Genomic DNA, 23,702 nt, shown 5'->3' on the forward strand with positions numbered 1-23,702 from the left:
CGCGCCGCCACGCGCCGCCGCTTTCACAACAGCTTTTCGATGTCCTCGGTAATCGCCTCAGGCTTGGTGAGCGGCGCGTAGCGCTTGACCACATTGCCGTCGCGGCCGATCAGAAACTTCGTGAAATTCCACTTGATCGCTTCAAGGCCAAGCAGACCCGGCGCCTCGCCAGTCAGATAACGGAACAGCGGATGCGCGTTCGCGCCGTTCACGTCGACCTTGTCGAACATCGGAAAGGTCACGCCGTAATTCTTCTCGCAGAAGCTGCCGATTTGCGCCGCGTCGCCCGGTTCCTGCTTGCCGAACTGGTTGCATGGAAAGCCGAGCACCGCAAGCCCGCGCGCCGCGTAGGTGTCGTAGAGCTTCTGCAAGCCAGCGTATTGCGGCGTGAACCCGCATTCGCTCGCCGTGTTGACGATCAACAGCACCTTGCCCTCGTACTGCGCGAGGCTCGCTTCGTCGCCGCCCAGCGTGCGGGCCGAAAAAGAATAAATCGATGTCATGTGCTCTCCCACGAAAGCCGTCAGTCTATGTCAAAAGCGCGGCCGGTACAGTCGGCCGAACGGCCGATGCTGTCTAAGGGCCCGGTCTGATTCCCGGCAGTCTAAAATAAGCGTTTTTCTCCAGCCGGCCTCCTTGTGATCCGCTTTAACCAGTTCAGCCTCGCGCGCGGCACCAAGCCGCTCTTCGACAACACCACCTTCACGCTGAATCCGGGCGAAAAGGCCGGCCTCGTGGGCGCGAATGGCGCGGGCAAGTCGACTCTGTTCGCCGTGCTGCTCGGCGAACTGCATGCGGACGGCGGCGACTTCTCGATTCCGCCGACGTGGCAGATCGCGCATGTCGCCCAGGAAACGCCCGCCGCGGACAAGACCGCGCTCGCCTACACACTCGACGGCGACGCCGCGTTGCGCGCCATCGAAGCGCGCATTGCCGCGGCTTCCGCCGCGCACGACGGCGCCGCAGAAGCGGAAGCGCATGCCGCCTTCGCGGACGCCGACGGCTACACGGCGCCGGCCCGTGCCGAGGCACTACTGCTTGGCCTCGGCTTCACCCTCGAGCAGACGCGCGAGCCGGTCAGCAGCTTCTCCGGCGGCTGGCGTATGCGCCTGAACCTCGCGCAGGCGCTGATGTGCCGTTCTGACCTGCTGTTGCTCGACGAACCGACCAACCACCTGGATCTCGACGCCATTGTCTGGCTCGAAGAGTGGCTGCACCGCTATCCGGGAACGCTCATCGTGATCTCGCACGACCGCGAATTTCTCGATTCGGTCTGCAACGTCACACTGCATCTGGAGCAACAGCAGATCAAGCGTTACGGCGGCAATTACTCGCAGTTCGAAGTGCTGCGCGCGCAGCAGCTCGCGCTGCAACAAAGCGCGTACGAGAAGCAGCAGCGCACGGTCGCGCATCTGCAGAGCTACATCAATCGTTTCAAGGCGCAGGCCACCAAGGCCCGTCAGGCGCAAAGCCGCGTGAAGGCGCTCGAGAAGATGGAACTGATCGCGCCGGCGCACGCCGCGTCGCCGTTCACCTTCGAATTCCGCACGCCCGATTCGGCGCCCAATCCGATGATGGTGATGGAAGACGTGCGCTGCGGCTACCACGCTGAAGACGGTGCGGAGATTCCGATTGTCGAGCGCGTGATGCTGTCGATCCAGAACGGCCAGCGCATCGGTCTGCTCGGCGCGAACGGCCAGGGCAAGTCCACGTTGATCAAGACGCTCGCCGGCACGCTCGCGCCGCTCGGCGGGCACGTGCGCGAGGGCAAGGGCCTGCGCATCGGCTATTTCGCACAGCATCAGCTCGAAACGCTGCGCGCCGACGACACGCCGTTGCAGCACCTCGCGCGCCTCGCACCGGACACGCGCGAGCAGGAATTGCGCGACTTCCTCGGCAGTTTCAATTTTTCCGGCGACATGGCCACGTCGAAGATCGCGCCGTTCTCCGGCGGCGAAAAGGCGCGGCTCGCACTCGCGCTGATCATCTGGCAAAAGCCGAATCTGCTGCTGCTCGACGAACCGACCAATCACCTGGACCTGGAAACGCGCCACGCACTGACCATGGCCCTCGCGCAATTCGAAGGCACGCTCATTCTGGTGTCGCACGACCGGCATTTGCTGCGCGCCACGACCGATCAGTTCATGCTCGTCGCAAAGCACCGTCTGCAGGAATTCGACGGCGATCTCGACGATTACCGCGACTGGCTGCTGCAACACGCAGCCGAGCAGCGCGCGGCATTGAAGGCGGGCAACGCGCCTACCAGTGGCGACGCCGGCGCGGGCGGCGCGGACGGCGGCGTGAACCGCAAAGAGCAGCGCCGGCTCGAAGCGGAATCGCGGCAGAAGCTCGCGCATCTGAAGAAGCCTTTGCAGAGCCGCATCAGCAAGATCGAGAAAGAAATGGAGGGGCTCAACGCGGAAAAAGCGACGCTCGACGCATTCGTCGCCGATCCGGCCAGTTACGAGCCCGCCCAGAAAAGCAAACTGACGGAGGCCATCCGCCGTCAGGCAGACGTGAACGCGCGCCTCGAGGCGCTCGAAGCCGAATGGCTCGAGACGCACGAGGAACTCGAACAAATCGGCTAGCGGCGCGCGCCCCGCGATCCGCGCCGGCATCGACGAGAGGTTGGCTTTGTCATCTGCAACGTCTTCCGCTGCATCCGCTGCGCCTTCTCGCGAGTCCGCCAAAGCGGACGCCGCGCCGCCTCCTTTGCAGGGCCTGCGCGTGCTGGACCTCACGCGCCTGCTGCCCGGCCCGGTTGCCGCCCTGCGGCTCGCGGAACTCGGCGCGGAGGTGCTGAAGATCGAAGCGCCCGGTGCCGGCGACCCCACCCGCACGATGATGCAGTCGTCGAGCGACCGGGTAGCCGGGCGGCCTGGGGCGTTTTACCGGCTCGTCAATCGCGGCAAGCGCGAGACGCGCCTCGACCTGAAGTCGGAAGCGGGACGCAATGTGCTGCGCGCGCTCGCAGCCGAAGCAGACGTTCTGATCGAGAGCTTCCGGCCTGGCGTGATGGACCGGCTCGGCGTGGGCTACGCGACGCTGCGCGCGGTCAATCCGCGGCTCGTGTACTGCGCGATCAGCGGCTATGGCGCGAGCGGCCCATTCGCCGGCCATGCGGGGCACGACCTCAACTACATCGGCTACGCAGGCGTTCTCGATCAACTCCTGAGCCGCGACGGCACGCCAATCGTGCCGAATTTCCAGATCGCCGATCTGCTCGGCGGCGCGCTCAGCGCAGTCACGCAGATTCTCGCCGCGTTATGGCATGTGTCGCGCGGCGGCGCGGGCCGTTTCGTCGACGTTTCCATGACGCACGCCACGCACGCGCACAACGTGGTGGCGCAAGTCGCACTGGCCAACGAGAACGCGGCAGCGGACGCCGCGCGGCCCGCGCCGGACACAGCAGGCGCGGGCCAGGGCCTGCTCAATGGCGGCGTGCCCTGCTACAACCTGTACCGCACGCAGGACGGCCGCTGGCTCGCGGTCGGCGCGCTGGAGCTGAAGTTCTGGGAGAACCTGTGCATGGCGCTCGACCGCCCGGAGTGGGCCACGCGCCACTGGAGTCTCGGTCAGGCGATCGGCGGCCCGGACGCCGAGGCCCTCATGCAGGAACTGGCCGATTTGATCGGCACCCGCGCACTCGACGAATGGGTTGCACTGCTCGAGCCGCTTGACTGCTGTGTGTCGCCCGTGCTGAGCGCCGCCGAAGCGGCACGGCATCCGCTCTTCAGTTCCGAGGCGGGCGGAGCATATGAGACGAATCCAGGCGATCAAACGGATCAGGCTCATGAAGAAAACCACGAGCCCGACCAGCACACCGGGCAAGACAAAGGGCTTGGGACGCTTCGCTCGCGTACCTGAACCCCATGCCCGCCCGCGACTACCGTCGCGGGGCCGTTTGCCGCGGCAAGGTTTGACGCGGCGTTTTTTCGTCGTCGTAAAGCACGTGCTTGCGGCCTTCCACGTGGCGATTGATCGTGGCGCGCACGTCGGCGGCGGTGGCGTCGCCGGCTACCACGCGGCGCGAAATCTGCCCGGTCCGGTCGATCCACTCGACGATCCGGCAAGCGCCGCCCCAAGGTTGAAGAATGGGCGCGGAGACCCGGCAACCGCGCACCTGTATCGGGCGCTCGGCCAGGTTTTCATGTGACTGTTTCAAGGCGCGATCCTTTTTCCGGCATCAAGGGATGCAATAGCTTTGCAGCTTAAGGAAAAAGGAAGGGCTTGTTGGTTACAGGCAACCTGGAGATATTTACCGCGCATTACGGCAGGCGCCCGGTACGGCGCCCACCTCGCACGGCGGCGACACCGGCCTAGTCGAGCGTGCGGACTCGGTCGATAGCCTGTTCGATACGCTCCACCGCAACGACCTGTAAGCCTTCTATCGGCTGCTTGGGCGCATTTGCTTTCGGAATGACAGCCACCGAAAAGCCGAGCTTGGCGGCTTCCTTCAGCCGCTCCTGGCCGCGCGGCGACGGCCGGATCTCGCCCGCGAGCCCCACTTCGCCGAACACCACGAGCCCTTTGGGCAGCGGCTTGTTGCGCATGGACGAATGAATCGCGAGCAGCACCGCCAGGTCCGCGGCCGGCTCCGTGATCTTGACGCCGCCCACCGCGTTGAGAAACACATCCTGATCGAAACAGGCAATGCCCGCATGCCGGTGCAGCACCGCGAGCAGCATCGCAAGACGGTTCTGTTCGAGGCCGACGGCAAGACGCCGCGGATTCGGCGCGTTCGCGGCGTCGACCAGCGCCTGCACTTCGACGAGCAACGGCCGCGTGCCCTCCTGCGTCACCAGCACGCACGAGCCCGGCACCGACTGCTCGTGCTGCGACAAAAAGAGCGCCGACGGATTGGCGACGCCGCGCAAACCGCGCTCGGTCATCGCGAACACGCCCAGTTCGTTGACCGCACCGAAGCGGTTCTTGATTGCGCGAACGAGGCGGAACGACGAATGTGTGTCGCCCTCGAAGTACAGCACCGTATCGACGATATGCTCCAGCACGCGCGGCCCGGCGAGCGCGCCCTCTTTTGTCACGTGGCCGACCATGATGATCGTGACGCCCGACTGCTTCGCGATACGCGTGAGTTGCGCCGCGCATTCGCGAACCTGCGCGACCGAGCCTGGCGCCGACGTCAGCGCATCCGAGTAGACGGTTTGAATCGAGTCGATGACGGCGACGTCGGGCCGTTCGTCGGCAATCGTCGCCTGGATTTTTTCGAGCTGGATTTCGGCGAGCAATTTCAGCTCGCTCGCTTTCGAACCCGGTTCGAGCAGCGACAGGCGTTGCGCGCGCAACGCGATCTGTGCGGCCGATTCCTCGCCGCTGATGTACAGCGCACGCCTGTCGGCGGCGATTTCGGCGAGCGACTGCAGCAACAGCGTGGATTTGCCGATGCCCGGATCGCCGCCGATCAGCACCACGCCGCCCGGCACCAGGCCGCCGCCGAGCACGCGGTCGAATTCGCCGACGCCCGTGGAAAAGCGCGGCACGTCGGACGCTTCGATATCGGAGAGACGCCGCACGGGTGCGCTCTTCGCGAGCGACTGGAAGCGATGCGTGGAAGGCGCTTCGGCAACCGACTCGACCAGCGTGTTCCAGGCCTGACAGGACGGACACTGCCCTGCCCATTTCGGCGACTGCCCGCCGCATTCACTGCATACGTACACCGTTTTTGCTTTTGCCACGCGTTCCTGCCCGGGTTACTGTTTGTTGTTCTGCTTCGCTTGTTCTGCTTCAGTGGTTCTGCTTCGCTTGTTCTGCTTCGCTTGTTCTGCTTCAGTCGTGCTGATCTGTTCTGCTGTTCTGTGCACCGTGGCCCAGGCTGCACTGAGCGGCGCGCAAGACGCCCCGCTGCTCCCGCGTCACTCCGCGCGCACCGGCACGCGCGGTGCGACCGCGCACATCAACTCGTAGCCGATGGTGCCGCACGCGCGCGCAACGTCGTCAATGGGTAGCGAGGTGCCCCACAGTTCGACCCGCGAGCCGACGTTCGCCGTGGGCACCGGCGTGAGGTCGACGGTCAGCATATCCATCGACACACGTCCCACGATCCGCGTGCGCACGCCGTCCACGATCACGGGCGTGCCTTCGGGCGCCACGCGCGGATAACCGTCCGCGTAGCCGCACGCCACGACGCCGATGCGCATTGGCGTGCGCGCCTTGAAAAGCGAGCCGTAACCTACCGTCTGTCCTTCCGCGATGGACTGCACGGCGATCAGTTCGGAGGCGAGCGTCATGGCCGGCTGCAGGCCGGTGCCCTCGATGGCGGCGGACACGCCCGAAGGCGACGCGCCATACAGGATGATGCCCGGGCGCACCCAGTCGAAATGCGATTGCGGATGCCACAGCGTGGCCGCCGAATTGGCGAGGCTGCGTGCGCCGGCAATGCCCTGTGCACCGCGCTCGAACGCTTCCATCTGGTGAGCAACGCCGCGCTCGCTGTCGGCGTCGGAGAAATGGGTCATCAGCGTGATCTGGCCGACGCCCTGGCAGGCGCGCGCCCGCTCCCACGCGGCGCGGAACTTCTCCGGCGTGTAGCCAAGCCGGTTCATGCCGCTGTTCATTTTCAACTGGATGTTGACGGGCTTGGATAGCCGCGCCATTTCGAGCATGCGCAACTGCTCGTCCGAATGCAGCGCCGTAGTGAGGCTGTAGCGGTCGATGACGTCGATATCCGTCGGACGAAAAAAGCCCTCTAGCAAAAGAATCGGACCGGCCCAGCCCAATTCACGCAACTTCACGGCTTCTTCCAGGTCCAGCAACCCAAAGCCGTCGGTTGCGCGCAAGCCTGGAAACGCCCGCGCGAGGCCGTGCCCGTAGGCATTGGCCTTGACGACCGCCCAGATTTTCGACTTTGGCGCATAGCGGCGCGCAACGGCAAGGTTATTGGCGAGAGCGGAGGTGTGAATCGTGGCTGAGAGGGGGCGCGGCATGGAATTTTTTCGTAAAGACGCTTGTGAATCAGCGGCTTACAGGGCGTTTTCAACGCGCGGCAGCCCGCTGGGCGGTGCGATCAAGGATTCTGCTAGTCTGAATGCAGCTATTTTCATGATATAAAGCCGTGCGCACAACCCATTTCGAACGGCATAAGCCCGGACGCATAACAAACGGCCGGGGCGGACAGACCGCAGCGAGGACAGCATCGCATCAGATGAAAAAAGGTTTTTACACCATCATGGCCGCGCAGTTTTTTTCGTCGCTGGCCGACAATGCGCTTCTGATCGCCGCTATCGCACTGCTGAAAGATCTACACGCCCCGAACTGGATGACACCGCTGCTCAAGCTGTTCTTTGTGCTGTCGTACGTCGTTCTCGCTGCCTTCGTGGGCGCCTTTGCCGACTCCCGTCCGAAAGGTCGCGTGATGTTCATCACGAACACCATCAAGGTGGTTGGCTGCATCACGATGCTGGTCGGCGCGCATCCGCTCATTGCGTACGGTATCGTCGGTTTCGGCGCGGCCGCGTATTCACCCGCCAAATACGGCATTCTCACGGAACTGCTGCCGCCGGATCGCCTCGTCGCCGCTAACGGCTGGATCGAAGGCACCACGGTCGGGTCGATCATTCTCGGCACGGTGCTGGGCGGCGCGCTCATCAGCCCGCATATTGCCGCGCCCATTTTGCGGCACCACATTCCCACGGTGAACACGCCCGCCGAAGCGGCGATGCTCGTGATCATGGTGATCTACGTGATCGCCGCGCTCTTCAATTTGCGCATTCCCGATACCGGCGCGCGTTATCCGAAACAGGAACACGGCCCGATCAAGCTCGTCACGGATTTCGCCGACTGTTTTGTCGTGCTGTGGCGCGACAAGCTCGGACAGATTTCTCTGGCGGTCACCACGCTCTTCTGGGGGGCGGGAGCCACGCTGCAATTCATCGTGCTGAAGTGGGCGGAAGTGTCGCTCGGCATGTCGCTTTCCGAAGCTGCAATCCTGCAGGCGGTGGTCGCCGTCGGCGTCGCGGGCGGCGCGATCCTCGCGGCTTCGCGCGTGCCGCTGAAAAAGTCGCTGTCGGTTCTGCCGGTCGGCATCATGATGGGCGTTGCCGTCATGCTGATGGCGTTCTACACGCGCCACCTGTTCCCCGCTCACTGGGGCCTGTACTTCGGCCGCATGCACATGCCGGGTTACCTGCTCTTCGCGTACTTTTTCCTGATCGTGGTCGGCGGCCTGTCGGGCTTCTTCGTGGTGCCGATGAATGCGCTGCTCCAGCATCGCGGCCACGTGCTGCTGTCGGCCGGTCATTCCATCGCCGTGCAGAATTTCAACGAAAATCTCTCTGTGCTGATCATGCTGTGCCTGTACGCGGTGCTCGTCTGGCTCGACGTGCCGGTCGCCGCAGTCATCGTGCTGTTCGGCACCTTCGTCTGCCTGATGATGTGGCTCGTCATGCGGCGTCACCAGGCAAATCAGCGCGCGTTCGACTCGGTCGCGCTGATCGGCGAAGTGAAGCACTGACTCGAGCACTGAACCACGCACTGAATCGCGCACCGAATCAGACAACGAGCCGCGCGCGGCCCGGCTGCCTCGCGCAGCCAATGTCGGCCGGCCGACTGCCCGCCGCCCTTATCCTGCTTTGCCTGCCCGCTTCGCCATCTTTGCCATGACCCAACCGATTCCCAACGTGTTGACAATCGCCGGTTCCGACTCCGGCGGAGGCGCCGGCATCCAGGCCGACCTGAAAGCCTTCTCCGCGCTCGGCGCTTACGGCGCGAGCGTGATCACTGCGCTGACCGCGCAGAACACGCGCGGCGTGCGCGCGATTCATGCGCCGGACGCGGCCTTCGTGACTGCGCAACTCGACGCGGTGTTCGACGACATCCGCATCGACGCCGTCAAAATCGGCATGCTGGCGAACGCGCCGATTGTGCGCGCGGTAGCCGAGGCGCTGCGCCGTCACAAGCCGGCGCGCATCGTGCTCGACACAGTGATGATCTCCAAGAGCAACCACGCGCTGCTTCTGCCGGACGCAGTCGCGGCCCTGCGCGACGAACTGCTGCCGCTCGCCGATCTGTTGACGCCAAATCTTCCCGAAGCGGCCGCGCTGCTTGGCGGCGTGCCGCCGGCGGTCGACGAAGCCGCGATGGTCGAGCAAGGCGAGACGCTGCGCGCGCTGGGCGCCCGCGCGGTGCTGATGAAAGGCGGCCATCTGGGCGCCGCCGACAGTCCCGACTGGCTGGTGCAGGAAAGCGGCACGCTGCGTCTGGGCGGCCCGCGCGTGCCGGTGAAGAACACGCATGGGACAGGCTGCACGCTGTCGTCGGCGATTGCCGCGCTGATTCCGCAGCGCGACGATCTCGCCAGTGCCGTCGCGGATGCCAAGCAGTATCTGACCGGCGCGTTGCAGGCGAGCGACCGGCTCGCGGTGGGCAGCGGCGTCGGCCCGGTGCATCATTTCTATCGATGGTGGTAAACCGGCGCCCTACTGCCCGGCATATTGCCGCGCTCGCTGCGGCCAGTCGTCGGGCATGATGAAACCGCGCGACTGTTCGAGCAGGTTGCCCGCGCTGTCTTCGCTGAATGCGCAGACCATCGTCGGCGCGGCTTGCTGCGAGGTGCGGGCGGCAAGCGTCGTGGCGTCGGCAAAAAGCGCGTGGGCCGCCGCGCGTTCCCCGGCGAGGAGGCGTCGCGGCGCGAGCCATTCGAGACGCGGCAGCACACGCCAATGCGGGCCGCGGGTTTGTGCAAACTGCAGCCATTCGCTGTGCGTGACCCACCAGCCCCGGCTATGCCCGGGATTCAGTTCGACCGGATCGGGCGGCAGCTCGCCATGCCGATAAAACAGCCAGCCTTTGACGAACATTTGCGGCGTCCACGAGCCCGGATAACCCGCCGACGCCAATTCGTCCCGCGCGCTCAACGGCAATTGATGGCCAAGCAGATGGGCGAGCTTGAGGTCGAAGCGGTCTTTCAGATTCGGGCCGACGTAGTCGGACAATCGCGCTGAACTCAGCGTCGATCGATGAGCAGCATGCTCTGCGTCAACCTGGCTCGCATGCAGATAACACTTCACCGCGAGCTCCCAGTGAAGCCGCACGCCCTCGTGCGTGTTCAGCAGAAAATCGCATTCGCCAAGCGTGAGGCCAGCGCGCCGCAACGGCACGCCGGCCGCCACCAGCCGCGCCGCCGGCCCATGTTGCAGGAACCAGCCCAGGAGGCGTTCGGCGTAGCGGCCGAGGCGCGTAATGCGTGTCGCGGCGAGATCGCGCTGCAAAGGCTCGGGGGCCGCATCGAGCGCGCGTAAAAATTCGAGCGTTGCGGCGAGTTCATCGGACGTACTGAAAGGCCTGGCCAACTCGCCTGCCGGTGGTTGCGCGCGCAACAGATCCGCGCTCAATAACAGCCACGTCAGATCGCGCACTGCAGGATCATGCAGCGTGCCGAGCAGGCTGCGAAGCATCGCGGGATCGGCTAAGAGCGCGTCAGGCCGGCGCGCCGGCGGTCGATGTACGGTCACTGTTTCGGCGCATCCGACGGCGCACCGCCGCCCTCGCGCCACGTATCGCGCGCCAGGCACAAATCGGCCCACGCCTTGGCCTTGTCGGGCAGGCTGCGCAACAGATAAGCCGGGTGATACGTGACGACTACCGGCACGCCCTCGTATTCGTGGACACGGCCGCGCAGCGACGAAATGCTCGCGTCGGTCTTGAGCAGACTTTGCGCGGCGAAGCGACCAAGCGCGACAATCAGCTTCGGCTTGACGAGCGCCACCTGGCGTTGCAGATACGGTTCGCAGCGCGCGACTTCGTCGGGCTCTGGATTGCGATTGCCCGGCGGGCGGCACTTGATGACGTTGGCGATATACACGTTGGCGCCGCGCGCGAGCGTCAGCGAACGCAGCATGTTGTCGAGCAGCTTGCCCGCCTGGCCGACGAACGGCTCGCCCACGCGGTCCTCGTTCTCGCCCGGCGCTTCGCCGATCAGCATCCAGTCCGCCTGGCGGTCGCCGACGCCGAATACGGTCTTCGTGCGTTTCTCGCACAGCCGGCAACGTTCGCAGGTCGCGACGCGCTCGCTGAGCGCGTCCCAGTCGAGCGTGTCAATGGCAGGCAGCGCCGGCATGGCGGCATCTGACTCGCCCGGCGGGTGCAGCGGCAGGTCGTCGAACCATGCGAAGCCGTCGTCGGGCGGGGCGTCGAACGAGAAAGGATCGCCGCTGGAACGCGCTTGCACAGGCTGTGGGTCACCGCTCGCAGCGCTGGACGGCGTGCGCTGTGGTTCGGGCGCGCGCGACGGTTGAGCGGTCGGCGGCACATGGCCGCCGTCTGCCGATTGCACGCGTTGCGTGCTATGTGTCCTATGAGGCTGTGCTTGCGATGCGGACCCGGCAGCGCGGCCTTGTGGGTCGACACCTTGTGCGGCGCCCGTCGCTGGAATGGCTTTTTGCGAGACGGCCTCTGTTTGCGCTGCGGCTTGGGCGGGGGTCACGGAAGCTTCGTGTGCGACGGCCCTTTGCGTCGCGAGAGAAGCGTCCCGTGCGACAGCCGGTTCCTGCGCCGCGGCCGGTACGCGCGCGACCGCGCGCTCCGGCGCCACGTCGGTTTCCAGCGCCGCCGCCCGCTCCTGCGCGCCAGTAGACTCGTGCCCCACCGCCATTCCGCGACGCACCCAGCGCGGCGCGAGGCCGAACTCTTCCAGCACCGATTCATGCAGCGCCATCTGCGCCCTCCCTGACAAACGATAAACGCATCACGATGGCATCCTCCCGGCTGCGATGCCGCGCCGGATAATAGTTTTTGCGCCGGCCGATCGACGTGAAGCCGAAACGCTCGTACAGCCGGATCGCGCGATGATTCGACGGCCGCACTTCGAGCAACAGTCCGTCGAGCTTTTCGGCGCGGGTAATACGCACGGCTTCGCGCAGCAGCGCAAGCCCGGCGCCCGCGCCTTGCGCGGCAGGCGCCACGCACAGGTTGAGCAGATGCATTTCGTCGACCACGGGCATCAGCACGCAATAGCCGATCAGCGTCCCCGTGACGTGCCGCAGACAGACGCCGAAATAGCCGTTGCGCAGCGAGTCGCCGAAATTGCCGCGGCTCCAGGGGAATTCATAGGCGAGCTTTTCGATGGCGGCCACTTCGTCCAGATCGCCTTCCGTCATTGGCGACATGTAGCGGTCCGCCAGCAGCACGCCGCTCATGGCCGTCCCTCGCGCGATTCGGGATCGCCCTCGAGCGCCGCGGTTTGACGTGCGCTGGCGGCTTCGGCGGCTTCAGTGGCTTTCGCGGCTTTCTCAGCCATGCGCTCCGCCGTGGTCTGCGCGACCTTGTTGCGCACATATTCCGGCGCGGCCTGGTCGGCGCGCACGGTGCGGCCCGCGCGGAACGCGCGCAGCGCCGCGTGCGCGAGCGGCAGAGCATGCGGCAAGGCATCGCCATCGACGCTTCGGGCGGCGGCCGCCCCCGCAGTGCCGACGATACGTGGGCCGAAAGCCGCGGCGGCATTGCCCGCGAGTGTGAACGGCTGATCCGGAAAAAGTAGACGTTCGGGCATATCGAGCGACGCGCTCTGCACGACGCGCCATTCGCCTTGCGCGTCGTCCCACGCGTAGTCGGCCCAGTAGATTTCATCCATGCGTGCGTCGAGCGCGGCGAGCACGCGCGTCGCGCCCGGATCGCGGCGCCGCGCGCTTTCGGCGCACACGAGCAGGGTGCTGACCGGCACCACCGGCAGGTCGAGGCCGAACGCGAGCCCTTGTGCGACACCTGTCGCGGTGCGCAGTCCGGTGAAAGAGCCGGGGCCGGAGCCGAACGCGATCGCGTTGCAGTCGGCGAGCGTCAGCCCGGCTTCGGCAAAAAGTTCGCGGATCGCGGGCAGAAGCCGCGTGCTGGACACGGCTCCCGTCTCTTCGTGACGGACCCATGCGCGCGGCTCGGCGCCCGCATGGCCGGCGGCGTCGCCGGCAGTGGCCAGCAGCGCAACCGAGCAGAATTCGGTGGAGGTATCGAGGGCAAGAAGCACGGTTTGAGTCATGGACCGTATTGTAATCGGCGCCGCGCGCGTGGATGCGCTTTGGCCGCGCGCTCGTCGCAGCGCGTCTGCGGCTCGCCGCTTGCGACGTTTGGAATAAGCCCTCGGCCACGCCGCGCCACGCAATTGTTATGATCGTCGGCCACCTGACCATCCTGCCGGAGAGCACCAAGATGACGGACCTCGACACCCAGTTCACGCAAGCTCAGGAAGACGTCAAGCAATTGCCCGAGCGCCCGGGCAACCTCACGTTGCTACGTCTTTACGCCCTCTACAAGCAGGCAAGCGAGGGCGACGTGCATGGCGACAAGCCGGGCTTTGCCGACATCGTCGGCAAATACAAGTACGACGCGTGGGCCGCGCTGAAGGGCACCGCGCAGGACGCGGCCAAGCAGCAATACGTGGAACTGGTCGAATCGCTGAAGAGCGGCACCGCTGCGTGATGGATCGCACGGCTGATCGCCTCGCGCGGGATCGCACGGCCGATTGCCTCGCGAGGGGTCGCGCGGGCTGATTGTCTTGCGAGGCGATGGCCGGCGCGGCCGCGGCTCGCGAGATGACCGTACGGCCTGACCGCCGCTTGCGAGGCGCCGCTCGCCACGCGCGGCCACTTTTGCGCTAGGAAATCTCCTAACAGTGGCGCAGTGCAGCAAATACCTATACAATGTCGCCTGCGCTTCACTGCTTTGCCCGGCTTTCATAAGCGGCCGTTGCGGCGCAGCGCCTCGTAGCGTTTAGCTCCAATCCAGTTTAGAACCTGTCCCCTCCTGCCTAGCCCCCTACGGGCGATCATGTCCCAGGCTGGCGGCAAGCCATGTTGGCGTGTCGCATCCGATACAGCTTCTAACGAAAAACTCGCCTTCATTGCCGCGAGTTGCCCCCGTTTTTCGATTTGCTCGCTGCTTCTTTGCTCGCTGAATCCGACGACTTGGGTATGCCGATTGGCGCCGACGTTTTAATTCCCTGTGTTTTGAGGATTCTCATGACTTCGAGCAATACTTCCAGCAGCCCGTTGAACGCCATTGCCGACCAGGCCCTCGGTTTCGCCGACGCACCCGTACAAGCCGCCGCAGACGCTGCAGCAGCCCCGGCCGTCGCCGCTGAAGCCGCCGTGCCCGCCGGCCCGACGTTCGCGTCGCTGGGTCTCTCCGCGGATGTCGTCTCCGCGCTGACCGCCGCTGGTTACCAGAACCCGACGCCGGTTCAGCAGCGCGCGGTTCCCGCCGGCATCGCCGGCCGTGACCTGCTGGTCTCGAGCCCGACCGGTTCGGGCAAGACCGCAGCGTTCATGCTGCCCGCCATCGAACGTTTCTCGCAATTGCAAAAGACGCAAGCCAGCCAGCCGCGCGAGCCGCGTCCGGCCGACGGCGGCCGTGGCCGCCGCCCGCAACCGGTGGCCCGTCCGACCATGCTGGTTCTGACGCCGACCCGCGAACTCGCGATGCAGGTCACCACCGCCGCCGCCACCTACGGCAAGCATCTGAAGCGCCTGCGCACCGTCAGCATTCTGGGCGGCGTCGCTTACGGTCAACAGCTGATGCTGCTCGCGAAGAACCCGGAAATCCTGGTCGCAACGCCGGGCCGTCTGATCGACCACCTGGAGCGCGGCCGTATTGACCTGTCGCAACTGCAGATTCTCGTGCTCGACGAAGCCGACCGCATGCTCGACATGGGCTTCATCGAAGATATCGAAACGATCGTCGCGGCCACGCCGGCCACGCGTCAGACCATGCTGTTCTCGGCCACGCTCGACGGCAAGATCGGTTCGCTGACAGGCCGGTTGCTGAAGGACCCGGAGCGTATCGAGATCGTTCAGCGCATGGAACAGCGCACCAACATCGCGCAAACCGTCCATTACGTCGACGACCGCGACCACAAGGACCGTCTGCTCGACCATCTGCTGCGCGACGCGGGCCTCGACCAGGCTATCGTCTTCACGGCTACCAAGATGGACGCCGATCAGCTGGCCGGCCGTCTTGCCGACGCGGGCTTCGAATCGGCCGCACTGCACGGCGACCTGCCGCAAGGCGCGCGTAACCGCACGATCCGCGCGCTGCGCGAGCGCCGCGTGCGCGTGCTGGTTGCAACGGACGTCGCCGCTCGCGGCATCGACATTCCGGGCATCACGCACGTGTTCAACTACGACCTGCCGAAGTTCGCCGAAGACTACGTGCACCGCATCGGCCGTACCGGCCGCGCCGGGCGCTCGGGTATTGCGGTCAGCCTCGTGCATCACGCCGAACAGGGCGCACTAAAGCGCATCGAGCGCTTCGTGCGCACGCCGCTGCCGGTCAATGTCGTAGAAGGCTTCGAGCCGCGCAAGTCGGCTCCGTCGGGCAATGGCCGTCCTGGCTTTGGCGGCCGCGGCCGTCCGGGCGGCAATGGCGGCGGACGCCGCTTCGGTAGCGGCTCGGCCAAGCCGGGCGGCAACGGTGCTTCGCGCAGCGGCAGCGGCGGCGGTTGGGCTGGTAAGCCGTCGGGCAGCGGTTCGCGTGACGGCGGCTATGGCGCCCGCCGCAGCGACGGCCCGCGTACCGCGCGTCGCGGCAGCTAAGACGGCGCAAGCCGCAGCGCTCGCAAAGCCAGCCGGCAACGGCTTGCCGATCTCGCGGCGGCAGCCCTTCCGGCTGATGCAAGCAACGCAGCATTAAGCAGAAAGACCCCGGCGGCGCTTTGCAACCGGCTGGTCGATTGAAGAACCGGTGCCCGCGCACCGGTTTTTTTTCGCCTGCCGCGAACCGCCACCCACATTTCACGATGTGGAAAAATTTTTTGCGTCGTAAAAAATCGTGCTGCACGGCACAACGGCCCGTGTTGCAGCATGGAAAAAATCGTTTCTCCATGTGGAATTACCGATATAAACCGTTGTTTTAACGTAGAAATATTAATTCGATAATTCCCCATCGGTGGCTGTTGCGCGTCCGTCGATTTGCCTAGACTCTTATATAAGACTTCACGAAACGAAACGCCTTCCCTGCTGAATCCAAGGCCTATCGTTGAGGCGAAGACAGAGTCCACCATCCATTTCTTAGGCAACCAAGGAGAGAACCATGACGACGCGCGAAGAACAGGCCCGCCAACTTCAACAGCAATGGGAAACCGATCCGCGCTGGAAAGGCGTGAAGCGTACCTACACCGCCGAAGACGTGATCCGTCTGCGCGGCTCCGTGCAGGTCGAGCACACGCTCGCGAAACGCGGCGCCGAAAAGCTGTGGCATAGCGTGAATACCGAGCCGTTCGTCAACTCGCTCGGCGCGCTGACCGGCAATCAGGCGATGCAACAGGTCAAGGCCGGCCTGAAGGCGATTTACCTGTCAGGCTGGCAGGTCGCGGGCGATGCGAACGTGGCCGGGGAGATGTATCCCGACCAGTCGCTCTACCCGGCGAACTCCGTGCCGCTCGTCGTCAAGCGCATCAACAACACGCTTACCCGGGCCGATCAGATTCAGTGGTCCGAAGGCAAGAATCCCGGCGACGAAGGCTACATCGACTATTTCGCGCCGATCGTCGCCGACGCGGAAGCCGGTTTTGGCGGCGTACTGAACGCGTTCGAGCTGATGAAGGCGATGATCGAAGCTGGCGCCGCCGGCGTGCACTTCGAAGACCAGCTCGCCTCGGTGAAGAAATGCGGTCACATGGGCGGCAAGGTGCTCGTGCCGACGCGTGAAAACATCGCCAAGCTCACCGCCGCGCGTCTGGCTGCCGACGTCTCGGGCGTGCCGACTGTGCTGCTCGCCCGCACCGATGCCGAAGCCGCCGACCTGATCACCTCGGACGTGGACGAAAACGACAAGCCGTTCCTGACCGGCGAGCGCACCGTCGAAGGTTTCTACCGCACGAAGCCGGGTCTCGAGCAGGCGATTTCGCGTGGCCTCGCCTACGCGCCGTACGCCGACATGATCTGGTGCGAGACGGGCAAGCCCGACCTCGAGTTCGCGAAGAAATTCGCCGACGCCATCCACAAGGAGTACCCGGATCAGCTGCTGTCGTACAACTGTTCGCCGTCGTTCAACTGGAAGAAGAATCTGGACGACGCGACCATCGCCAAGTTCCAGCGCGAACTGGGCGCGATGGGCTACAAGTTCCAGTTCATCACGCTGGCCGGCTTCCATGCACTGAACTACTCGATGTTCAACCTCGCGCACGGCTACGCGCGCAACCAGATGACCGCGTTCGTCGAAATGCAGCAGGCCGAATTCGCGGCAGCGGAAAAGGGCTTTACCGCGGTCAAGCATCAGCGCGAAGTGGGCACCGGCTATTTCGACGCGGTCACGCAGACGGTGGAGCGCGAAGCGTCGACTACCGCGCTGCACGGCTCGACCGAAGACGAACAGTTCTTCGACAAGAAGGTTGCGTAACTGAGGTTGCGAACTGAGGTTGCGTAGCTGAAACCGCGCAACCAGGTTGCCTGACACGTCGCATCACGGCCTTGAGGCCACGCGGCCTGATCAGGAAGACGCAGGCGAGACAGACGGCCGGCAGCGGACGCAGCGGTTGCATCCGCAAGCCGCCGTCGACAGGGAGGAGCCTTGGCAACGGCGCGTGGGCCGCGCGAGTTTCGACGCGCAGCGCTGGCGCCGGGCGTTCCAGATAAGACAGGGGCTGCATAAAGCCAGCACAACCACCTTCAATGGGATTGTGCGGCGCATGGACGACGCGCCGGCCTGTGTGCCGGCGCATTTGTCAACTTGAACGGCCCGCGCCAGCGAGGTGGGCGATGTCCGCGGGATTCAGCGGTAGACCAGCACCGGAATTTTCGTATGCGTGAGCACGCGCTGCGTTTCGCTGCCAATCAGCAGACTGCCGAGACCGCGTCGGCCGTGCGAGGCCATGAAGATCACGTCGCAACGGCCCTGCTCCGCCGCTTCGATAATGCCGAGATACGGCGCGGGATGCACGCTCGTGCGTCGATCGACGACCACGCCGACACGGCTCGCGGCCAACTCCACTTCGCGCAGATGTTCCTGCGCTTCGCGCTCGCTGCGGTCCAGAAACTCGGACGGCGGCTCCACGGCGATATCGGAGAACGGCGCGTAAGGATATTGCGGCAGACAGGCGTAGGCGGTGATGCGCGCGCCGACGGCCTGTGCGAGATCGATTGCGCCGGCGATCGCCTTGCGCGAGAGGTCGGAGCCGTCGGTCGGAACGAGAATGTGCTTGAACATATGCCCTCCGTGTCCGGGTGCGGTGTCGGTGGTTTTTGTGCTGTGTACCGCGGCCGTGTTAGTTGGGCTGCGGGCGGTGTGTCGCGCTGCGCCTTGCGCCGCATCGGGCGTGAAGCCGCGTGCCGCGCCCCAGCGCCGCTACAGCAGAGCTTGGGCCGCCAGCGCCCATCGTCATGCAGCCCTTTAAACGATTGTAGGTCGCAGAAACCGGCTCCCTACTGTCATCGAGGGTCTGTCCGAATATCGGAAACCCGTTTCGCGGCGTCAGCCCCAGTAGTCCGGAAGGCCATAGCTATGCTTGAGGAAATCCAGGAAAAGCCGCACTCGCAACGGCAGATGGCGCCGCTGCGGAAACACCGCATGAATCCCGATGGGCGGCGCGGCGAACTCGTCGAGCACGCTGACGAGCCGCCCCGCCGCGATGTCCGCGCCGACCTCCCACCACGAGCGCCACGCCAGTCCGTGGCCTTCGAGACACCACTCGTGGAGCACCGCGCCGTCCGAACATTCCATGGTGCCCGACACCTTGATCGAGACCACCTTGCCGTCCTGCTGGAACATCCAGCCGCGCTGCTGATTGGCGCTCGCGCCAAGCGCGAGACAGTTGTGGTGGGCGAGATCGGCGAGGCTATGCGGCGCGCCGCGCCGGCTCAGATACGATGGCGACGCCACGCACACGCGCCGGTTCTCGCCGAGCTTGAGCGACACGAGGGAAGAATCCGGCAATTCGCCGAGCCGCACGGCGCAATCGAACCCTTCGTTGACGAGGTCGACCAGCCGGTCCGACAGATCCAGCGTAATGGAAACATCCGGATGGGCGACGGTGAACGCCGGCACCAGCGGCGCGACGTGCCGGCGCCCGAAACCGGCCGGCGCGGAAAGCCGCAAATGGCCGCTCGCCTTCACGCCGCCCGCCGAGACGCTCGCCTCGGCATTGTGCATGTCGTGAATGATGCGCTGACAGTCTTCGAGAAACGCCGAGCCTTCGAACGTCAACGTGATCTTGCGGGTTGTGCGCACCAGCAGTTTGACGCCGAGGCGCTCCTCCAGCGCGTCGATACGGCGGCCGATGATCGCAGGCGCCACGCCCTCGGCGAGCGCCGCCGCCGACAGACTGCCTTTTGCGGCGACGGTGACGAAAGTCTCGATCTGCTTGAAACGGTCCATGGACGCGGCGGCCTCAGTGCATTGGATCTATTGGTGCGCGCCAGATTATGTGCATGAAAGTAAAAGATCAAGTGATCTTTAGCCTCTTTTTTAGCGCACAACGCTGCTAATACAATCTACCCCGACCTCTGACAGGAGCGCACGGCAATGTCGGCCACAACGACACTCTCACCCAAAGCAGTGATCTTCGACGCCTACGGCACGCTCTTCGACGTGCATTCGGTGATCGCTGCCGCAGAGCAGATCTTTCCCGGGCGCGGCGACGCGCTCTCCCAACTGTGGCGCCAGAAGCAGATCGAATACACGCAGTTGCGCACGCTCGCCGATGCGGGCAAAGGGACCGCGCACTACCGTCCGTTCTGGGACATCACGCTCGACGCCTTGCGCTTCTCGGCGAAGAAACTTCAGCTCACGCTTGGCCGCAGCGCTGAAAAGCGTCTGATGGACGAGTACGCGTGCCTGTCCGCATTTCCCGATGCGGTGCCTGCACTGCGTCAGTTGCGCGACGGCGTTTCGCCTGTCAAGCCGGACTCTCGAATCGCGACGCCCGCGAGCACAGCCACAGGGACAAAAGCAGCGGCAAAGGCAGCCGCAGCATCCACCGCGCTCCCTGGCGCGGCCACAATCGCAGCGGCACCTGCCAAAGCAGCCGCTCGCGCTGCGGGCGGCACGCGCCCCGGCCTCGCGATTCTCTCGAACGGCAACCCGCAAATGCTCGACGTGGCGGTGAAAAGTGCGGGCATGAGCGGTCTTTTCGACCACGTGCTTTCCGTCGATGCCGTGCGCGCGTACAAACCGGCACCTGCCGCCTATGCGCTCGGCACGCAAGCCTTCGGCGCCCAAGCCGCCGAGATCGTGTTCGTTTCGTCGAATGGCTGGGACGTGGCCGGCGCCACGTGGTTCGGCTTTACGACGTTCTGGCTCAACCGTCAGAGCGCGCCGCTCGAGGAACTCGGCGTGACGCCGCACGGCACGGGTGCGGGCATGAGCGAGCTGCTCGACTTTCTGGACACGCTTGCGTGCGCGGGACGCTCGGTGCATGTGGCTCGCTCCGCCACTGCGAACCGTGGTCGCCGCGGTGGAGGTACATGAGCCCCGCGCCCGGCAACCCACCGATACGTTAGAGCTCGACAAGAACAACCGCTTTTGAAGTTCGCACTTTCGCAATCTGACCGACCAAGGAGAAAACATGGCGAATTCGCTGTCATCGCTGCCGCAGGGCATGGAAATCACCGGCGAGATCAAGCCGGGCTACGAAGCGATTCTGACGCGCGAGGCGCTCGAACTCGTCGCTGCGCTACACCGCACGTTCGAGCCGCGCCGTCAGCAGTTGCTGCAGGCGCGCGCCGAGCGCACAAAACGTCTGGACGCGGGTGAGCGCCCCGATTTCCTCGCCGAGACGAAGAGTGTGCGTGAAGGCAACTGGACCATTGCGCCGCTGCCGCAAGACCTGCAATGCCGCCGCGTGGAGATCACCGGGCCGGTTGAGCGCAAGATGATTATCAACGCGCTGAACTCGGGCGCGGATTCGTACATGACCGACTTCGAGGATTCGAATGCGCCGAGCTGGGACAACCAGATCACGGGCCATATCAATCTGAAGGACGCGGTGCGCCGCACCATTTCGCTCGAACAGAACGGCAAGAGGTACAAGCTGAACGACAAGGTCGCCACGCTGATCGTGCGCCCGCGCGGCTGGCATCTCGACGAAAAGCACGTGAAGGTGGACGGCAAGCGCGTGTCGGGTGGCATTTTCGATTTCGCGCTCTTCATGGTGCACAACGCGAAGGAACTGGTCGCGCGCGGGTCGGGCCCCTACTTCTATCTGCCGAAGATGGAGAGCCATCTGGAGGCGCGTCTGTGGAACGACATTTTCGTCGCCGCGCAGGAAGCGGTCGGCGTGCCGCGCGGCACGATTCGCGCGACCGTGCTGATCGAAACTATTCTCGCCGCCTTCGAAATGGACGAGATTCTGTACGAGCTGCGCGAGCATAGTTCGGGGCTGAATGCCGGCCGCTGGGATTACATCTTCTCGGCAATCAAGAAGTTCAAGTCCGACCGCGATTTCTGCCTAGCGGATCGCTCGCAGATCACCATGACGGCGCCCTTCATGCGCGCCTACGCGCTGTTGCTGCTCAAAACTTGCCATCGCCGCAACGCACCGGCCATTGGCGGCATGAGCGCGCTGATTCCGATCAAGAACGATCCGGCCGCGAACGACAAGGCCATGGCCGGCGTGCGCTCCGACAAGGCGCGCGATGCCGGCGACGGTTACGACGGCGGCTGGGTCGCGCACCCGGGGCTCGTGCCGATCGCCATGGAAGAGTTCGTCAAGGTGCTCGTCGACAAGCCTAATCAGATCGGCAAGCAACGCGAGGACGTGCTCGTCACCGCGACCGACCTGCTGGACTTCCGTCCGGAAGCGCCGATCACGGAAGCTGGTCTGCGCAACAACATCAACGTCGGCATTCACTACCTCGGTTCGTGGCTCGCGGGCAATGGCTGCGTGCCGATCCACAATCTGATGGAAGACGCAGCGACCGCCGAGATTTCGCGCTCGCAAGTGTGGCAGTGGATTCGCTCGCCGAAGGGCACGCTCGACGACGGCCGCAAGGTGAGCGCCGAACTGGTGCGCGAGCTCGCCGTACAGGAGCTCGACAAGGTAAAGCAGGCGGTGGGCGGCGATACGAAGCCCTATGAGCGCGCCGCGCAAATCTTCGAGCAGATGTCGACGTCTGAACAGTTCACCGACTTCCTGACGCTGCCGCTCTACGAAGAAATCTGACGCTGAAGTGCCCGGCCGCGATCATGGCCGGGGCACACAGACAAGCGTGAAGATGCCCGGCCCGACGGCCCGCCCGACTGCTGCCGGGCGAGCCGTTTTTCATGGCGCTCGTGGCGCGTGCGGCCAATGTCAGCGCGTCGCGCGATACGTCACCCAATCGCCCGAGCGGATTTCCGGCAAGCCCTTCACCGCATGAGGCGTAACCGGGTAGAAGCGGCAGTTGACGACGTTGCCGTCCACTTTCACCATCACTTCGCGAGCCAGAAAGCGATCTTCGACGCCGGGGTATACCGCCTCGATTTCATCGAGCACGGCGACGAGCTCATCGTCGATCTCGTAGACGTCGCCGATCACGTCCACGCCCTGCTCGTCCACCACCAGGCCCGGATACGAGCCGAAGTCGAACAGGTGGCCGCGAACCGTGGCCGTACCCAGCAGATTCGGCTCGGCAATCTCGTTGCGCGCCGCAGCTTCGCGGATGTCGTTTACTTCGCCGGCTCGCAGCGTGCCGTAGACAAAGACGGTTTGCATCGTCGTTCGTACTCCTCGGGTGGGGGTCGGTCGGTCCGGACATTATGCAACGCCGCAAGGCGCACGCTCTACAATGAGAGCCCGCCCTTGATCGCGCTGTGTCCACGGCGTCCTGCTTGATGGATCGACTTTTGCCATGACTGCGTACGCCGGCTCTGACTCCTCGAGCTTCGTCAGCCTGACCGACACTCCACCAGAATTCCAGCCCAACGAGGCGCACCCGATTCGCGTGCGCTCGCGGCCCATGCCGATGGGGTCGCACTTCGCACGGCACCAGCATGCGTGGGCGCAGGTCGCGTATGCGTCGCGCGGCGTGCTGCGCGTGGCCACGACCGGCACGACGTGGATGGTGCCGCCTTCGCGCGCCATCTGGGTGCCACCGCATGTCACGCACGAGGTCGTGGCTGTCGAAGACGCGTTCCTGCGCACGCTTTACATCGCGGAAAGCACGGTGCCCGCGGGACTCGACGCGCCGCGCGTGGTCGAAGTCTCTAACCTGCTGCGCGAAGTCATTGCAGCACTGGACACGCCGGGCCTCTCGCCTGCGCGCGAGCGCCTGCTCGGCGCGCTGGCACTCGACGAGCTGACGCGCTCCGAGCCGCTGCCCCTTTCCGTACCCATGCCCAACGAAAAGCGCCTGCGCGCGCTGTGCGAAGCAGTGATTGCGGACCCGTCGCCGGCTGAATCGCTCGAACAGTGGGCGGCGAGCGTGGGGGCGAGTACGCGCACCATTGCGCGTTTGTTCCGGCAGGAGCTCGGCGTGAGCTTTTCGCAGTGGCGGCAACAGGCAATCCTGGCTCGCGCGATTCCGCTGCTAAGCCAGGGGCAGCCGCTCTCACATGTGGCGCGCGAGTTGGGCTATCAGAGCCAGAGCGCCTTTTCGGCGATGTTCCGGCGGGCCTTTGGCGAGAGCCCGCGCGCGTTTATCGAACGCGGCTCGGAACATCGGCTGGAGAATGGAGAAAGCGCGGACGGTGCTGGTGCGGATGATATTCCCGGCGAAGAGCCGGTGCTAAGTCGCCCTGACGCGGCGAACGGCGCGGCTCACTGAGCGCGGCTTTACACCTGAGAC

General features: G+C 65.0%; 22 protein-coding genes. 10 read left to right on the forward strand and 12 right to left on the reverse strand.

The genetic code is table 11. The features are described 5' to 3' along the window. Positions 1-23: 23 nt before the first annotated feature. Positions 24-503: a glutathione peroxidase gene (locus F757_RS0122325; protein ID WP_027213336.1), complete on the reverse strand. Its 480-nt coding sequence runs from the start codon at positions 501-503 to the stop codon at positions 24-26. Between the two features lie 135 nt (positions 504-638). Here F757_RS0122325 and F757_RS0122330 point away from each other — a divergent pair, with 135 nt between their 5' ends. Next, entirely contained in the window at positions 639-2,588 is a 1,950-nt protein-coding gene (locus F757_RS0122330) for an ATP-binding cassette domain-containing protein (protein ID WP_027213337.1), read from the forward strand. A 124-nt stretch (positions 2,589-2,712) separates the two neighbouring features. Further along, entirely contained in the window at positions 2,713-3,867 is a 1,155-nt protein-coding gene (locus tag F757_RS0122335; RefSeq protein ID WP_232221444.1) for a CaiB/BaiF CoA transferase family protein, read from the forward strand. A gap of 19 nt (positions 3,868-3,886) precedes the next feature. Here the strand turns inward: F757_RS0122335 and F757_RS0122340 are convergent, their stop codons facing one another. The 3 genes from F757_RS0122340 to alr all read right to left on the reverse strand — a co-directional run bounded on the left by F757_RS0122340 (position 3,887) and on the right by alr (position 6,944). Beyond that, the gene (locus F757_RS0122340; protein ID WP_027213339.1) at positions 3,887-4,165 is read right to left on the reverse strand and encodes a DUF2866 domain-containing protein; all 279 of its coding nucleotides are present in this window, start codon (positions 4,163-4,165) and stop codon (positions 3,887-3,889) included. 154 nt (positions 4,166-4,319) lie between these two features. Continuing rightward, positions 4,320-5,696: a DNA repair protein RadA gene (radA, locus tag F757_RS0122345; RefSeq protein ID WP_027213340.1), complete on the reverse strand. Its 1,377-nt coding sequence runs from the start codon at positions 5,694-5,696 to the stop codon at positions 4,320-4,322. 177 nt (positions 5,697-5,873) lie between these two features. Further along, positions 5,874-6,944: an alanine racemase gene (gene alr, locus F757_RS0122350; protein ID WP_027213341.1), complete on the reverse strand. Its 1,071-nt coding sequence runs from the start codon at positions 6,942-6,944 to the stop codon at positions 5,874-5,876. Between the two features lie 218 nt (positions 6,945-7,162). Here alr and lplT point away from each other — a divergent pair, with 218 nt between their 5' ends. Both lplT and thiD read left to right on the forward strand, forming a co-directional pair. Then, the gene (gene lplT, locus F757_RS0122355) at positions 7,163-8,470 is read left to right on the forward strand and encodes a lysophospholipid transporter LplT (protein ID WP_027213342.1); all 1,308 of its coding nucleotides are present in this window, start codon (positions 7,163-7,165) and stop codon (positions 8,468-8,470) included. Between the two features lie 145 nt (positions 8,471-8,615). After that, positions 8,616-9,425 (forward strand): bifunctional hydroxymethylpyrimidine kinase/phosphomethylpyrimidine kinase, encoded by an 810-nt coding sequence (gene thiD, locus F757_RS0122360; RefSeq protein WP_027213343.1) that lies wholly within the window; start codon positions 8,616-8,618, stop codon positions 9,423-9,425. Between the two features lie 9 nt (positions 9,426-9,434). On the opposite strand, the gene F757_RS0122365 is transcribed toward thiD, so the two are convergent. From F757_RS0122365 to tsaB, 4 genes are read right to left on the reverse strand one after another with little or no spacing between them, the layout of a single operon-like run. Beyond that, complete coding sequence (locus F757_RS0122365) at positions 9,435-10,412, reverse strand: DUF1853 family protein (RefSeq protein ID WP_035467351.1); 978 nt, start codon at positions 10,410-10,412, stop codon at positions 9,435-9,437. 53 nt (positions 10,413-10,465) lie between these two features. After that, on the reverse strand, positions 10,466-11,671 hold the full coding sequence (locus tag F757_RS0122370) for a uracil-DNA glycosylase (RefSeq protein ID WP_027213345.1): 1,206 nt from the start codon (positions 11,669-11,671) through the stop codon (positions 10,466-10,468). Next, entirely contained in the window at positions 11,658-12,152 is a 495-nt protein-coding gene (gene rimI / locus F757_RS0122375; RefSeq protein WP_027213346.1) for a ribosomal protein S18-alanine N-acetyltransferase, read from the reverse strand. The genes F757_RS0122370 and rimI overlap by 14 nt, the downstream gene beginning before the upstream one ends. Further along, a complete protein-coding gene (tsaB, locus tag F757_RS0122380) occupies positions 12,149-12,985 on the reverse strand; it encodes a tRNA (adenosine(37)-N6)-threonylcarbamoyltransferase complex dimerization subunit type 1 TsaB (protein ID WP_027213347.1) in 837 nt (278 codons plus the stop codon). The genes rimI and tsaB overlap by 4 nt, the downstream gene beginning before the upstream one ends. A gap of 170 nt (positions 12,986-13,155) precedes the next feature. Here tsaB and F757_RS0122385 point away from each other — a divergent pair, with 170 nt between their 5' ends. Both F757_RS0122385 and F757_RS0122390 read left to right on the forward strand, forming a co-directional pair. After that, positions 13,156-13,425 (forward strand): acyl-CoA-binding protein, encoded by a 270-nt coding sequence (locus tag F757_RS0122385; protein ID WP_027213348.1) that lies wholly within the window; start codon positions 13,156-13,158, stop codon positions 13,423-13,425. A 539-nt stretch (positions 13,426-13,964) separates the two neighbouring features. Next, positions 13,965-15,536: a DEAD/DEAH box helicase gene (locus F757_RS0122390; protein ID WP_027213349.1), complete on the forward strand. Its 1,572-nt coding sequence runs from the start codon at positions 13,965-13,967 to the stop codon at positions 15,534-15,536. Here F757_RS0122390 and F757_RS36260 read toward each other — a convergent pair. Further along, entirely contained in the window at positions 15,533-16,003 is a 471-nt protein-coding gene (locus F757_RS36260) for a hypothetical protein (protein ID WP_198021429.1), read from the reverse strand. The genes F757_RS0122390 and F757_RS36260 overlap by 4 nt on opposite strands. Before the next feature lie 29 nt (positions 16,004-16,032). Here F757_RS36260 and aceA point away from each other — a divergent pair, with 29 nt between their 5' ends. Next, the gene (aceA, locus tag F757_RS0122395) at positions 16,033-17,340 is read left to right on the forward strand and encodes an isocitrate lyase (RefSeq protein ID WP_027213350.1); all 1,308 of its coding nucleotides are present in this window, start codon (positions 16,033-16,035) and stop codon (positions 17,338-17,340) included. A gap of 372 nt (positions 17,341-17,712) precedes the next feature. Here the strand turns inward: aceA and F757_RS0122405 are convergent, their stop codons facing one another. Further along, entirely contained in the window at positions 17,713-18,147 is a 435-nt protein-coding gene (locus F757_RS0122405; protein ID WP_027213352.1) for a universal stress protein, read from the reverse strand. 264 nt (positions 18,148-18,411) lie between these two features. Next, positions 18,412-19,314, reverse strand: coding sequence for a LysR family transcriptional regulator (locus F757_RS0122410; RefSeq protein WP_027213353.1), 903 nt, complete (start codon positions 19,312-19,314; stop codon positions 18,412-18,414). Positions 19,315-19,461: 147 nt separating this feature from the next. Between F757_RS0122410 and F757_RS0122415 the strand changes: the two genes are divergently transcribed. After that, positions 19,462-20,406, forward strand: coding sequence for a (S)-2-haloacid dehalogenase (locus F757_RS0122415; protein WP_027213354.1), 945 nt, complete (start codon positions 19,462-19,464; stop codon positions 20,404-20,406). Positions 20,407-20,503: 97 nt separating this feature from the next. Further along, positions 20,504-22,099: a malate synthase A gene (aceB, locus tag F757_RS0122420; RefSeq protein WP_027213355.1), complete on the forward strand. Its 1,596-nt coding sequence runs from the start codon at positions 20,504-20,506 to the stop codon at positions 22,097-22,099. Between the two features lie 129 nt (positions 22,100-22,228). Here aceB and F757_RS0122425 read toward each other — a convergent pair whose 3' ends face one another. Continuing rightward, positions 22,229-22,630 (reverse strand): gamma-glutamylcyclotransferase family protein, encoded by a 402-nt coding sequence (locus tag F757_RS0122425; RefSeq protein WP_027213356.1) that lies wholly within the window; start codon positions 22,628-22,630, stop codon positions 22,229-22,231. Between the two features lie 136 nt (positions 22,631-22,766). On the opposite strand from F757_RS0122425, the gene F757_RS33950 reads away from it, so the two are divergent. Beyond that, positions 22,767-23,681, forward strand: coding sequence for an AraC family transcriptional regulator (locus F757_RS33950; protein ID WP_035467352.1), 915 nt, complete (start codon positions 22,767-22,769; stop codon positions 23,679-23,681). Positions 23,682-23,702 lie beyond the last annotated feature (21 nt).

The sequence above is a fragment of the Burkholderia sp. WSM2232 genome, from assembly GCF_000472545.1.
GTDB lineage: Bacteria > Pseudomonadota > Gammaproteobacteria > Burkholderiales > Burkholderiaceae > Paraburkholderia.

Coding starts and splice junctions, on each gene's coding strand:
- F757_RS0122325 (WP_027213336.1), bottom strand. CDS start 503: ATGACATCGATTTATTCTTTTTCGGCCCGCACGCTGGGCGGCGACGAA.
- alr (WP_027213341.1), bottom strand. CDS start 6,944: ATGCCGCGCCCCCTCTCAGCCACGATTCACACCTCCGCTCTCGCCAAT.
- lplT (WP_027213342.1), top strand. CDS start 7,163: ATGAAAAAAGGTTTTTACACCATCATGGCCGCGCAGTTTTTTTCGTCG.
- thiD (WP_027213343.1), top strand. CDS start 8,616: ATGACCCAACCGATTCCCAACGTGTTGACAATCGCCGGTTCCGACTCC.
- F757_RS0122365 (WP_035467351.1), bottom strand. CDS start 10,412: ATGCTTCGCAGCCTGCTCGGCACGCTGCATGATCCTGCAGTGCGCGAT.
- F757_RS0122370 (WP_027213345.1), bottom strand. CDS start 11,671: ATGGCGCTGCATGAATCGGTGCTGGAAGAGTTCGGCCTCGCGCCGCGC.
- rimI (WP_027213346.1), bottom strand. CDS start 12,152: ATGAGCGGCGTGCTGCTGGCGGACCGCTACATGTCGCCAATGACGGAA.
- tsaB (WP_027213347.1), bottom strand. CDS start 12,985: ATGACTCAAACCGTGCTTCTTGCCCTCGATACCTCCACCGAATTCTGC.
- F757_RS0122385 (WP_027213348.1), top strand. CDS start 13,156: ATGACGGACCTCGACACCCAGTTCACGCAAGCTCAGGAAGACGTCAAG.
- F757_RS0122390 (WP_027213349.1), top strand. CDS start 13,965: ATGACTTCGAGCAATACTTCCAGCAGCCCGTTGAACGCCATTGCCGAC.
- F757_RS36260 (WP_198021429.1), bottom strand. CDS start 16,003: ATGGTGGACTCTGTCTTCGCCTCAACGATAGGCCTTGGATTCAGCAGG.
- aceA (WP_027213350.1), top strand. CDS start 16,033: ATGACGACGCGCGAAGAACAGGCCCGCCAACTTCAACAGCAATGGGAA.
- F757_RS0122405 (WP_027213352.1), bottom strand. CDS start 18,147: ATGTTCAAGCACATTCTCGTTCCGACCGACGGCTCCGACCTCTCGCGC.
- F757_RS0122410 (WP_027213353.1), bottom strand. CDS start 19,314: ATGGACCGTTTCAAGCAGATCGAGACTTTCGTCACCGTCGCCGCAAAA.
- F757_RS0122415 (WP_027213354.1), top strand. CDS start 19,462: ATGTCGGCCACAACGACACTCTCACCCAAAGCAGTGATCTTCGACGCC.
- aceB (WP_027213355.1), top strand. CDS start 20,504: ATGGCGAATTCGCTGTCATCGCTGCCGCAGGGCATGGAAATCACCGGC.
- F757_RS0122425 (WP_027213356.1), bottom strand. CDS start 22,630: ATGCAAACCGTCTTTGTCTACGGCACGCTGCGAGCCGGCGAAGTAAAC.
- F757_RS33950 (WP_035467352.1), top strand. CDS start 22,767: ATGACTGCGTACGCCGGCTCTGACTCCTCGAGCTTCGTCAGCCTGACC.